Origin of the sequence: Nocardioides sp. (assembly GCF_031422975.1) — a bacterium.
Taxonomy (GTDB): domain Bacteria; phylum Actinomycetota; class Actinomycetes; order Propionibacteriales; family Nocardioidaceae; genus Nocardioides.
The window spans coordinates 1-11506 of record NZ_JANPEO010000375.1 but is presented as its reverse complement, the minus strand read 5'-3'; the positions used below and the strand labels follow the sequence as shown (position 1 = coordinate 11506).

The 11506-nt window shown below is 69.4% G+C and carries 13 protein-coding genes and 1 tRNA gene; 5 read left to right on the top strand and 9 right to left on the bottom strand.

Going from position 1 to position 11506, the window contains the following annotated elements; genetic code table 11:
• The coding region (locus tag RMO85_RS11380) for an acyl-CoA dehydrogenase family protein (protein WP_310528838.1) at window positions 1-1525 on the bottom strand (1525 nt) is incomplete at its 3' end.
• Between the two features lie 272 nt (window positions 1526-1797).
• Between RMO85_RS11380 and RMO85_RS11375 the strand changes: the two genes are divergently transcribed.
• Window positions 1798-2697 (top strand): sulfite exporter TauE/SafE family protein, encoded by a 900-nt coding sequence (locus RMO85_RS11375; RefSeq protein ID WP_310528837.1) that lies wholly within the window; start codon window positions 1798-1800, stop codon window positions 2695-2697.
• A gap of 72 nt (window positions 2698-2769) precedes the next feature.
• Entirely contained in the window at window positions 2770-3228 is a 459-nt protein-coding gene (locus tag RMO85_RS11370) for an Rrf2 family transcriptional regulator (protein ID WP_310528836.1), read from the top strand.
• A gap of 30 nt (window positions 3229-3258) precedes the next feature.
• Here RMO85_RS11370 and RMO85_RS11365 read toward each other — a convergent pair whose 3' ends face one another.
• Window positions 3259-3798, bottom strand: coding sequence for a hypothetical protein (locus tag RMO85_RS11365; RefSeq protein WP_310528835.1), 540 nt, complete (start codon window positions 3796-3798; stop codon window positions 3259-3261).
• Between the two features lie 106 nt (window positions 3799-3904).
• Between RMO85_RS11365 and RMO85_RS11360 the strand changes: the two genes are divergently transcribed.
• Window positions 3905-4351, top strand: a complete 447-nt coding sequence (locus RMO85_RS11360) for a nuclear transport factor 2 family protein (RefSeq protein ID WP_310528834.1) — start codon at window positions 3905-3907, stop codon at window positions 4349-4351.
• 77 nt (window positions 4352-4428) lie between these two features.
• Here RMO85_RS11360 and RMO85_RS11355 read toward each other — a convergent pair whose 3' ends face one another.
• The 5 genes from RMO85_RS11355 to RMO85_RS11335 form a co-directional block, all read right to left on the bottom strand.
• On the bottom strand, window positions 4429-5061 hold the full coding sequence (locus tag RMO85_RS11355; RefSeq protein WP_310528833.1) for a DUF2461 domain-containing protein: 633 nt from the start codon (window positions 5059-5061) through the stop codon (window positions 4429-4431).
• Window positions 5062-6126: a hypothetical protein gene (locus RMO85_RS11350; protein ID WP_310528832.1), complete on the bottom strand. Its 1065-nt coding sequence runs from the start codon at window positions 6124-6126 to the stop codon at window positions 5062-5064.
• Window positions 6126-7355 carry a hypothetical protein gene (locus tag RMO85_RS11345; protein ID WP_310528831.1) on the bottom strand — a complete coding sequence of 410 codons (1230 nt, stop codon included), beginning with the start codon at window positions 7353-7355 and terminating at the stop codon, window positions 6126-6128. Before RMO85_RS11345 ends, RMO85_RS11350 begins: the two co-directional genes overlap by 1 nt.
• Before the next feature lie 203 nt (window positions 7356-7558).
• Window positions 7559-7634, bottom strand: a tRNA-Gly gene (locus RMO85_RS11340).
• 50 nt (window positions 7635-7684) lie between these two features.
• On the bottom strand, window positions 7685-8446 hold the full coding sequence (locus tag RMO85_RS11335) for an SGNH/GDSL hydrolase family protein (protein ID WP_310528830.1): 762 nt from the start codon (window positions 8444-8446) through the stop codon (window positions 7685-7687).
• 65 nt (window positions 8447-8511) lie between these two features.
• Between RMO85_RS11335 and dcd the strand changes: the two genes are divergently transcribed.
• Both dcd and RMO85_RS11325 read left to right on the top strand, forming a co-directional pair.
• The gene (dcd, locus tag RMO85_RS11330; protein ID WP_310528829.1) at window positions 8512-9087 is read left to right on the top strand and encodes a dCTP deaminase; all 576 of its coding nucleotides are present in this window, start codon (window positions 8512-8514) and stop codon (window positions 9085-9087) included.
• Window positions 9087-9722 (top strand): Pr6Pr family membrane protein, encoded by a 636-nt coding sequence (locus RMO85_RS11325; RefSeq protein WP_310528828.1) that lies wholly within the window; start codon window positions 9087-9089, stop codon window positions 9720-9722. The genes dcd and RMO85_RS11325 overlap by 1 nt, the downstream gene beginning before the upstream one ends.
• A gap of 134 nt (window positions 9723-9856) precedes the next feature.
• Here RMO85_RS11325 and RMO85_RS11320 read toward each other — a convergent pair whose 3' ends face one another.
• A complete protein-coding gene (locus RMO85_RS11320) occupies window positions 9857-10678 on the bottom strand; it encodes a DUF4097 family beta strand repeat-containing protein (RefSeq protein WP_310528827.1) in 822 nt (273 codons plus the stop codon).
• A gap of 77 nt (window positions 10679-10755) precedes the next feature.
• Window positions 10756-11292 (bottom strand): toxin-antitoxin system HicB family antitoxin, encoded by a 537-nt coding sequence (locus RMO85_RS11315; protein ID WP_310528826.1) that lies wholly within the window; start codon window positions 11290-11292, stop codon window positions 10756-10758.
• Window positions 11293-11506: the final 214 nt, after the last annotated feature.

The following is an 11506-nucleotide window of genomic DNA, read 5'->3' as shown; positions in this document are numbered from 1 at the left end:
CGGTCGCGAGGAGCGCACGCTCGTTCTTGAGGCGGCCGTTGCCGGCCTCGGCGGTGATGAAGCCCTCGATCTCCTTCGCCAGGTGACCCAGCGCGCGACCCTGGTCCTTGACGATCTTGCGGAAGAAGAAGTCCTGGCCCTGGATCGCCGTGGTGCCCTCGTAGAGGGTGTCGATCTTGGCGTCGCGGACGTACTGCTCGATCGGGTACTCCTGGAGGAACCCCGAGCCGCCGAAGGTCTGCAGGGACTCGGTGCCGAGCAGCACCCACGAGCGCTCCGAGCCGTAGCCCTTCACGATCGGGAGCAGCAGGTCGTTGACGGCCGCCGCGAGCGCGTCGGTCTCGCCGTTGTGCTCGGCGATCATCACCTGGTCCTGCCACGACGCGGTGTAGAGCACCAGCGCGCGCATGGCCTCCGCGAACGACTTCTGCGTCATCAGCGAGCGACGTACGTCGGGGTGGTGGGTGATCGTCACCCGCGGCGCCGTCTTGTCGGCGGCCTGGGTCAGGTCGGCGCCCTGGACGCGTTCCTTCGCGAACTCCAGCGCGTTGAGGTAGCCGGTCGACAGCGTGGCGATGGCCTTGGAGCCGACCATCATCCGGGCGTTCTCGATGACGTCGAACATCTGCGCGATGCCGTTGTGCACCTCGCCGAGCAGCCAGCCCTGCGCCGCCTCGCCGCCACCCACCTGCGGGTCGCCGAAGGTGAGCTCGCAGGTGTTGGAGACCTTGATCCCCATCTTGTGCTCGACGTTGGTCACGTAGACGCCGTTGCGCTGGCCGGTCAGCTCGCCGGTCTCGTGGTCGAAGTGGTGCTCGGGCATCCAGAACAGCGAGAGGCCCTTGGTGCCCGGACCGCCGGCACCCTCGACGCCCTCGGGGCGCGCGAGCACGAGGTGCATGATGTTCTCGCTCATGTCGTGGGTGGCGCTGGTGATGAAGCGCTTGACGCCCGTGATGTTCCAGGAGCCGTCCTCGTTGGCCACGGCCTTGGCACGACCGGCGCCCACGTCCGAGCCCGCGTCGGGCTCGGTCAGCACCATGGTGCAGCCCCAGCGGCGCTCGGCCATGAACTGGGCGATCCGCTTGTCCCGCTCGTTGCCGTTCTCGTAGACCACGCCGGCGAAGGCCGGCCCTGCGGCGTACATCCAGATCGGCGCGTTGGCGCCGAGCACCATCTCGCCCATGGCCCACACCAGGCTGGACGGGGCGGGCGTGCCGCCGAGCTCCTCGCGGATCTGCAGGCGCCAGTATTCGGCGTCCATCCAGGCGAGGTAGCTCTTCTTGAACGACTCGGGCACGGGCGCCGTGTGGGTCTCGGGGTCGAAGACCGGCGGGAAGCGGTCGCTGTCGACGTACGACGCAGCGAGCTCGTCGCGCGACATGCGCGCGACCTCGGCGAGGATCTCGCGGGCGGTCTCGCCGTCGATCTCGGCGAAGGGACCCTGCCCGAGGACCTCGTCTCGACCGAGCACCTCGAAGAGGTTGAACTCGATGTCGCGGAGATTGGTCTTGTAGTGGCTCACGTTCTACCCGTTTCCGTTTCGTGGCACCGGTCCATGGTCTGGATCCGGTCCGTGCGGAGGTGGTCTCCAGGGGGAGTCCGGCGGCGAGCGGCTCGGTCTGCTACTCGCCGGTAACAAAATGATGCATCGCTTGGGCTCGCGACGCAACACGAACGGCACATGTGCCAGGTCACAGATGGATCTCGAGCATTGTCCACTCAAGCGACTTTGCCTATCAGCTTATGTATGTATAGCCTTTCACGTGACATACACAATCGAAAGGTGCCTGCCTCATGCGCAAGCTCATCGTGCTCGGCTTCGTCGGGCTCCTCGCACAACTCATCGACGGCTCCCTGGGCATGGCGTACGGCGTCACGTCCTCCACCCTGCTGCTCGCCGCCGGCGTGGCACCGGCCGCCGCGTCGGCAGCGGTTCACTTCTCCGAGATCGGCACCTCGCTGGTCTCCGGCGCCGCGCACCACCGCCTCGGCAACGTCGACTGGCGCACCGTTTCGATCCTTGCGGTGCCTGGCTTCGTCGGCGCCTTCATCGGTGCGACTGCCCTGTCCAACATGAACGCCGAGGTCGCCAAGCCGATCGTCGCCGGCATCCTGCTCGGTCTCGGCATCTACGTGATCTACCGGTTCCTGCGCCTCGGCGGCCGACGCCCGCAGTTCAAGGCGCGCCCCTCCGTCGGCTTCCTGGCCCCGATGGGCCTGGTCGCTGGAGCACTCGACGCCGTCGGTGGCGGCGGCTGGGGACCGGTCGGCACCACGTCCCTGCTCTCGAGCGGTCGGCTCGAGCCGCGCAAGGTCGTCGGCTCGATCGACACCTCGGAGTTCGTCGTGGCAGTCGGTGGCTCGCTCGGCTTCATCCTCGCGCTGGGCAGCCAGGGCATCAACTGGGGCTATGCTGCGGCGTTGCTCGCCGGGGGTGTCGTTGCCGCCCCCATCGCGGCCTGGTTGGTCAAGCACCTGGCCGCCCGCGTGCTCGGGGTCGCCGCCGGTGGCCTCATCGTGCTCACCAACTCCAAGACCATCCTCGAGGCCGTCGGTGTCCCCGGCGTCGGAATCGCGGTGACGGCGGCAGTGCTCTTCGTGACCTGGATCTCCGGCATCGTGTGGGCCCTCAAGCAGGAGCGGCTGGCTCGGGCCACGGTTGACGAGCCCGTCCTGGAGGTCGCGTCGGCCTGATCTGCCGACCGGACCACGCGTGGCGGCGCCAAGGTTGAGTGACTTGGCAGACATATCTGACAAACTGGCAGCATGCGCGTCTCCGCCAAGGCCGACTACGCCCTCCGGGCGCTGATCGAGATCGCCACCGTCACCGACGGCTCGGCCGTCAGTGCCGAACAGCTCGGCAAGGCCCAGGACATCCCGCACGGGTTCCTGCAGGCGATCCTGGCCGACCTGCGTCGCGCCGACATCGTGGTCTCCCAGCGTGGTCAGTCGGGCGGTTGGCGCTTCGCGCGCTCGCCCGAGTCGATCTCGGTCGCGGACGTCATCCGCGCGGTCGACGGCCCGCTCGTCTCGGTCTACGGCCTGCGGCCGGAGTCGGTCGCCTACGGCGAGTCGGCCAAGGTGCTCCAGCACGTCTGGATCGCCGCTCGCCGCTCGTTGCGCTCGGTCTTCGAGGGAGTGTCGATCCAGGATCTCGCCGACGGCAAGCTACCGGCGGCGGTGGCCGACCTCACGGCCGACGAAGACGCCTGGCAGCCGCACTGATCGGCGGAGCGGTCCCGCCGCCGGGGCGGTTCAGGCCGCGAGCTGGTCCTTGACCTGCCTGCGCCTCTTCTTGACCTTGATCAGCGCCTTGTCGAGCCGCGCCTTCTCCTCACGCAGCGCGATCTGCGCCACCTCGGCGGCGAAGTCGGCAGACGACAGGCCGGGCCCGACGGCGTGGATCCGCGCGGGCCTCACGAGTCGCGTCCAGCCTGGGGGCAGCTCGCTCTGAGCCTGCGCCGTCACCAGGAGGTGGACCTTGAGCCCGGCGAGCCCGTCCATCGCCAGGGCTGCCTGGTCGGCGTCGACCTCGAAGAAGCCGGACTGGCTGAGGAACACGTCGGAACGGGTGCGGAAGATCTTGCGACAGACCTTCGCCCACGCGCCTTCGACGTCCTTGCGTCGCAGGCCCGCCGCCTTGTGGGCGCGGCGGATCTCGAGGTCCGCGTTGACGAGGTCGTCCCGGCTGACGTCGGGAGTCAGGACGCCGACCGCGGCCAGTCGCTCGCGGACCTCGGCGTCGACCTCGACGACATCGGGCCCGATGTGCAGGAAGAGGTGGTGCTTGGCCATGGCCGCATCATGACCGGGCCCGACGACCGGGCGGTGAACTGCGGATGACCCCGGGCGGAAGGGTTGGATCTGGAACGCGTTCTCGTTTCGACATACTGTCCACGGCATGATCACCAGTGACGACATCACCTGGGACGCGCCCGACGGCGACCACCCGGCCCGCCGGGCCTCGCAGCGCTCCTACTCGGCCGTCGCGCGTGGGGACCTCGAGGAATGGCTCACGGTGTACGCCGAGGACGCGGTCATCGAGGACCCGGTCGGCCCGTCGATGTTCGACCTCGAGGGCGTCGGCCACCACGGGCACGACGCGATCCGGAGGTTCTGGGCCGCCGCGATCGAGCCGATCGCGAAGTTCCACTTCCACATCACCGACAGTCACGCAGGCGGAGACGAGTGCGCCAACGTCGGGACCATCACGACGACGTTCCATGACGGGGGCCAGGTCGACACCGCGCTGGTGATGGTCTATCGCGTCAACGAGGACGGCTCGGTCGCCTCGATGCGCGCACACTGGGAGCCGGAGCGGGCGATGGCGACGTATCGCCGCGCGTAGACACGCGGACCTTGGTCTTCGTGGCGGTCCACGCTGAGCGTGAGCCCCCACCTGCCGATCGGCCAAAGTCCGCGCGTCTACGCGGGGTCGAGCCCGGCGAGCCAGTCGACGAGCGGCTTCAGCGCGCGCCAGTCGTCACGGACGACGTCGGCGAGCCGGGCGGTGTGGATCACCGGCTCGAAGCCGATCAGCCGGCCGGCGAAGAGCTGCTTGTGGCGCAGCAGCTCGATCCTCGGGTGCTCCTTGTCGTAGCCGCGCGGCGCCGTCTTGAGCTGCTCGCCGGAGACCTCGAAGCCGGCCTTCTCGACCTTCGCGAGGATCCGCTTCAGCTGCGGACCGGACCTGTCGTCGACGATCGCATCGCGGAAGGCGGCCAGGCGCGGCGCATCGGCGTCGTAGAAGCCGGCTCCCGTGCGTACGCCGCGCGCCGACAGCTCGACGTACCACCCCGTCGCGGAGGCGACGCCGACGAAGGCGCCCTGGTGGGTCTTGTAGGGCGTCTTGTCCTTGGCGAAGCGGATGTCACGATAGGGCCGGAACACCTTGGGGGCGCCGAACTCCGGCTCGAGTGCTGAGGTGAGCGCCTTCATCGGCGCGGCGACCGAGTCGGCGTAGACGGCTCTGTTGGCCTCCCAGTAGGACTTGGTGTTGTCCATCTCCAGGTCGTCGTAGAAGTCCAGGGCGGCGACGGGAAATCCGGTGAAGCTCACCTAGTCAACGCTAGCCGAGACCTGCTCGTCGCCGTCCTCGCCGAACGAGGAGATGGTGAGGATGCCGTCGGCGCACTCGGGCTTGCCGAGGAAGGCGTTGCCTGTCGAGGCCGACTCGTAGGCGACCGCGAGGGTGGTGCCGTCCCAGCGCATCAGGCGCGCCGGGTCGGTACGCTTCTCCGGGTCGCTGACGAAGAAGGTGTCGCCGCCGCACGAGGTGAGCGAACCGGTCGTGCCCTTCGCCAACTTCTGGGAGGTGCCGTCGACCAGCGCGTGGAAGACGGCGACCTCCTGGCGCTTGGGCCGCGGCACCTCGGACCAGATGATGCCGGTGCTCGTGGCCGCGATGTCCCAGCCCGTGCACTCCGCCGGGCCCTCGACCGGCTGCGGGATTCCGGCCTGGTCGAGCAGGGTGAGGGTGCGACACGAGATGTCGCTGCCGTAGTCGAAGAGCATGGCCGCGACGCCGGCGTCGTTGGCCTCGAGCTCGGCGATGCCGACGCGGCCGGGCGGGCACCAGCCCTCCTCGCCGTTGCCGTCGGTGACGGCGAGGGTGGCGAGGCAGGCCTTCTCGTTCTCGTCGAGCGCCGGGAAGTAGAGGCTGTCGTCGATCAGCGCCCAGTCGCCGCCGTTGGCCGGCTCCGGCGTGACGATCTCGGTCCGGTCACCGCTTGTCAGGTCGATGCGATAGCCGAGACCGACGGTGGTCTCGCCGCCGAAGGCGTAGGACACGACGGCGGTGTCGCCTTCGAGGAGTACGGCGTTGACGGTCCCGCTGCCGACGGCCGGCAGCGCCACGTCCGCGGCGCCGGTCGGACTCTCGAAGCGGACGTCGGACTCGGTGGCGATGGCCGTCCACCTGTCGCCGACGATCACGCGCTCGTCGACCGAGTGGCCGGTGGGCTGCCAGTCGAGGGGAGCCGCGTCGGTCGGCTCGTCGGTCGGGGGGGCGGTGGTCTCCGAGGGCGTCGGCGTCGGCTCCGGTCTCGGCTCGCCGTCGTCGCTGCACCCGGCCGCGACCAGGAGCAGGGCCGCCGCGATCGCCGTACCGAACTCGCGACGCATCACACGCCCACGTTGTGCTGGAAGTGGGCCTGGTTGGCGCGGTAGCTCTTGTAGGCCGACTGCCACTGGCTGCGCGCGATCCGCGGCTCGGTGGGGTCGAACTTGCTCTGGTCCCAGGGCTCGAAGTAGCCGAGCAGCTTCTGTCCGTCCTTGGTCCGGTGGTAGCCGCGGCCGACCTGGAAGTGGCCGGAGGCGTCGTCGTCGAGGTAGGGGTAGTACTGCTTGAGCAGGATCGGGTGCAGCACGACCGGCGCCTTGTAGGTGTGGATGTGCTTCTTGATCAGCCGCCACCACTGCTTGTAGGTGAAGTCGCTGATGTCGAGCACGATGTAGGGCCCGGCGTGGTCCTCGCGGTCGTAGCCGCTGTTGTGGTTGACGACCCGGACCATGTCGGTGATGCCGGTACCGGCCGTGGTGGTGTGCAGCCGATCGGCCCAGAGGGCCTGACCCTGGCGGCGGTCGCGCCAGCCCCAGGCGATCATCTGCACCGTCGTCGGCCCGCAGTAGTAGCTGCGGTTCTGGGGACGGACCTGCAACTCGCTGAGGATCTTGAACTTGCGCGGGTGCTTGCGGGTGGTCGTCCGCGCGGCCACCGCCGCCTCGGGGTGCTGCTCCAGGAAGCTGGCCGGCAGCGGGACGCCCTGGATGTCGTGGCGGATCAGCCACACCTTCGCGACCGCGCTCGCGGCTGCGGCGAGCTCGGCCCGCTCCGCTGTGGCGCGTTCCCTGGGGGAGAGCTTGGAGTACCTGCGCAGCGCCGCAAGGAGGCTGAGGTCGCCGGTCTCCTCCGTGTCCGTGCGAGTCGGCGTGGGAGCCGCTGCCTCCGCGAGCCGGGACGTCACCTCCTCCTGGCTGCTGGTCGTCCAGCCGATGCCGAGGCAGTAGCGCTGCCCCTCGAAGGTCGCGCAACGCGTCATGGCGGTCGCCAGCCTGTACGCCGACGAGCGCGCCGACACCGGAGTGCGCTCGCCCTCCGCAACGACCCGCTCGATCTCGGCCCGCATCTGGGGAGTGACGGCACCCGGGCCGGCGGTAGCGCTTGATCGGAGGGCCGGGGCCTCGCTGGCCCGCGGGCTCAGCCCCGGCACCGGGCCGCTGGCATCCGGCAGGAAGGGCGTGCCCGCGACGAGCAGCGTGAGGGCGCCGGCGGCAACGGCGATCGTGCGACGCCGTCGGGACCGGGCGGGGTCGACGGGCCGATTTTCGGGAGTGCTGGATCCGAGATTCATGGGGAAGACCTCAATGCGCTGGACACGTGAGCGCGTCCCACTGTCCCCTCTGATCACAAAAGGCGCAAGCGTCCCATCTGTCCCATGAGAAACGCGGGAGCGCCACGCCGCGAATTTCATGCAGGTGATTCGCGGGGACGAGACATGCAAGGACGACGGGAGCTCCGGCGCGACGGGCGGCGAGTGTCGCGCTTCGGCGCGAGTGGAGCGGATGACGAGATTCGAACTCGCGACATCGACCTTGGGAAGGTCGCGCTCTACCAACTGAGCTACATCCGCAGGATGCGCCGGAATCGTACCCGACCCGTCGGGAGCATCGGCGCGACCGGTCAGTCGACCGGAGCCAGCCCGGGCCGCTTGGGGGAGACCGTGTCGCCCGAGGAGCGGCCGGTGAGCCGGCGGTGCACCCACGGGGCGAGGCTTTCGCGCGCCCAGACGGTGTGCTCGGCCCAGGTGTCGCGCCGCGATCCGAGGTCACGGTCAGGCTGGTTCGCGATGGCGAGGTCGTGCGGCACCTCCAGGATGTCGAGTACCTCGATGGCCATCCTCAGGTGGCCCAACGGCCCCATGTGCAACCGGTCGCGGTCCCAGAAGCGAGGGTCGCGCAGCTCGCGGACGCGCCAGTAGTCGACGATGGTCGCACCGTGCCGATCGGCCGACCAGCGGACCATCTCGTTGTAGATCGCGAAGCGTCCGCGCAGCGGCCGGAAGATCGCCGAGCCGCCGGGGTCGTAGGCCGTGAAGACGCACAGTCGTGCGCCGGTGGTGGCGAGGTCGGCGAGCGCGGCGTCGTACCGCTCGACGATCGAGTCGATGTCGACCTGCGGCCTGAGGATGTCGTTGGCGCCGGCGTACACCGTCACCAGGTCGGGGGCCATCGCCAGGGCCGGTGCGACCTGCTCGGCGATCACCCCGTCGAGCTTGCGCCCGCGGATCGCCAGGTTGGCGTAGCCGAAGTCGGCGGTGCCGGCGGCGAGCACCTCGGCGACCCGGTCCGCCCAGCCGCGCAGGCCGTTGGGGCGGGTGGGGTCGGGGTCGCCGACGCCCTCGGTGAAGGAGTCGCCGAGGGCGACGAAGCGGTGGTAGGTCACCGCCACATTGTCCAATCCCGTGAGCGTCCGGTCGGCACGGGCCCCGAGTCACTAGGCTGCCCTGCGTGCTTCTCTCCGACCGCGACATCCTCGCCGAGATCGACGCCGGGCGAATCGGCCTCGATCCGTGGGACCCCGCCATGCTGCAACCGTCGAGCATCGACGTCCGACTGGACAGGTTCTTCCGGGTGTTCGAGAACCATCGCTACCCGCACATCGATCCCGCTGCCGATCAGGCGGACCTGACCCGCGAGGTGGAGCCCGACGGCGACGAGCCGTTCATCCTGCACCCCGGCGAGTTCGTGCTCGGGTCGACCTACGAGGTCGTCAGCCTGCCGGCCGACATCGCCGCTCGGGTCGAGGGCAAGTCGAGCCTGGGCCGCCTCGGGCTGCTGACCCACGCAACTGCTGGGTTCGTCGACCCTGGCTTCAGCGGCCACGTCACCCTCGAGCTGGCCAACGTCGCGACGCTGCCGATCAAGCTCTATCCCGGCATGAAGATCGGTCAGTTCTGCTTCTTCCGGCTGACGTCGCCGAGCGAGCACCCGTACGGCTCGGAGAAGTACGGCTCGCGCTACCAGGGCCAGCGCGGCCCGACGCCGAGCCGCAGCTTCCAGAACTTCCACCGGACCCCCATCTGATGAACCGCGGTCGGGCCTGGCACCTGGCCACGGCGCTTGTCGCGACCGGCGCCGTCCTCTTCCAGCTGGTGCTCGTCTGGCAGGGCAACGCCGTCCTCGATGACGTGGAGCCGCCGGGGCTGGCGGAGCGGCTCATCCGCTTCATCGGCTACTTCACGATCCTCTCCAACATCCTGGTCGCCTGGGTCACCTGGACGCTGGGGCTGGGCCGGGGCCACCGGGGCACCGGCTGGCGGACGCTGCGATTGACCTCGCTCGTCGCGATCACGGTCACCGGGATCGTGCACTGGTTCCTGCTGCGGCCGCTCCTCGACCTCGAGGGAGCCGACTACCTGGCGGACAAGCTGCTGCACGTCGCCGTACCCCTGCTCGCCGTCATCGGCTGGGTCGCGTTCGGCCCACGAGGCCGGGTGCAGGGGCGCGACGTGCTCGCGAGCCTGGTGTTCCCGATCACCTGGCTCGCCTACACGCTGGTCCGGGGCGCGGTCACCGGCTTCTACCCCTACCCGTTCCTGGACGCCGACACTCAGGGGCATGCCGCCGTGTCGATCGTCTCCCTGGGCATCGCTGTGCTGTTCGTGGCCCTCGCGGCGCTGGCCTGGAAGGGCGACGAACGGTTGGCGCGGACGCGGTGAAATGAGTCAGGGCGTGCGCCGCGTGAAGCTGCGGCTGCGTCGGGTGCGGGTTGCCTGGTTACGTCGCTCGGTCTGGTGGTGGCGGGCAATGAGCTCGACTTCGTTGCTGGCATACATGGCTGTGCTCCTTCTGGTCATCGCTGCTGGAGGGTGATGTCGCCACTGGCTGTCGTGGCGCGGATCTCGAGGTGGTCCTGACCCTCGGCGGGGGCGCCGACGGGACTCAGGTCTGACTGCACGCGGCCGGACAGGGTGGTGATGTCGGTCCACACGGGGGTGCCGGCCGGGACGCCGATACGGACATCGCCGCTGGCTCCCTTGAGCACGAACTTGCCCTTGTGGGCGACGTCGACGCTGAGGTCGCCGCTGCCGGTGGACAGGGAGAGGTCGTCGTTGGCTTCGCCGACCTGTACGTCGCCGGATCCCGTCTTGATGGCCAGCTGGCCGCCGACGGACTCGATCCATACGTCGCCCGAACCCGTCGAGACGGCCAGGTCTGCGCACCGGGTGATCGTGACGTCGCCGGATCCGCTCTTGACCCGGGTGTCGCCGCGGAGCTCGACCACGCGGACGTTGCCGGAGCCGCTCTGCACCTCGGCGACCCCGCCGACCAGCTCGGCGCTGAGGTCGCCCGAACCGGTGGTGACCCACAGGCCGGTGATCGGCCCTTGGACGACGGTGTCGGCGCTGCCGGTCTTCACGGTCAGGGTGCTGTGCGCGGGCATCACGACGGTGATCTGGGACGTGTGGTCGTTGCCGCCGAGGAAGCCCATCCCGCGCCTGGGGGCGACCACCTGTATCTGCTCGTCGCGCTGTTCGATCACGAACTCCTCGGCGTGCCTGCCGGTGACGACGACCTCGGTCCGGGTCACCTCGGCGGCGGTGATGGTGATGAGGCCGGAGTTGTTCTCGACGTACAACTCGATCTGGTGGGGCGTTTCGAAGCTGCGTTCCATGGTGGCTCCAGGGTGTGAGCGTCCTACCGACCAGCCTGAGTGCTGGTCGGCTCATGTGCTTGACGGTGTTGTGCGGCCTACTGCCAGCCGGTCATGCGGCGAGATCCACGGCCCTGCTTGAAGGGGTCCTGGCCGAAGAAGGGCAGGCTCGACAGGTCGATGTCGACGCTGACGGCGCGTTCGCTGGTGGCGCCGCGGACCACGTTGACCAGCCAGGTATTGAGGCTGTGACCGGCCGCGGCCGCCTTCTCCTCGGCGCGGGCCTTGACCGACTCGGGGATGCGCAGGGTGATCCGCGACAGGCCCTCGTCGTCATCGAGCGTGGCGGGCGGGGACGGCGGCGTGGGTGGAACCGGGGCAGCGAGCTGGGCCGGCGCGATGTCGACGACGAAGTCGAGCTCGCGGCCGTTGAGGCGGACGTCCACGCCACCTTCGGGCAGCTCGGCGGTGATCTCGGCCGCCGCCTGCGAGATGGCCTCCATCAGCGCCAGTCGCGCGCTCGGCTCGAGGGCATAGGTCAGCCGCTCGGCCGCCTGGCGGACCTCGTCGCCGCCCGCCTCGGCTGCCGCCAGCAGGTCACGGCGGAGGGAGTCGATGTAAGGGCTGAGGTCCATGAGCATCACTCTGACATCATGGTGACGTCATGTCAAGAGATCGTGATGTCAGAATCGTTCCGGTATGACGTCAGGTGGTGTCACGTGCTTCCGCGGGCGACCGCGGAAGGTGGCGACGGATCTCAGGGCGGGGCCCGGCTGGTCGCGATCCGCCGCCACCTTCGCTGGGCCGGGTGATCAGAGGTCGAAGAGCGAACCGGCCTCGGTGATGTCG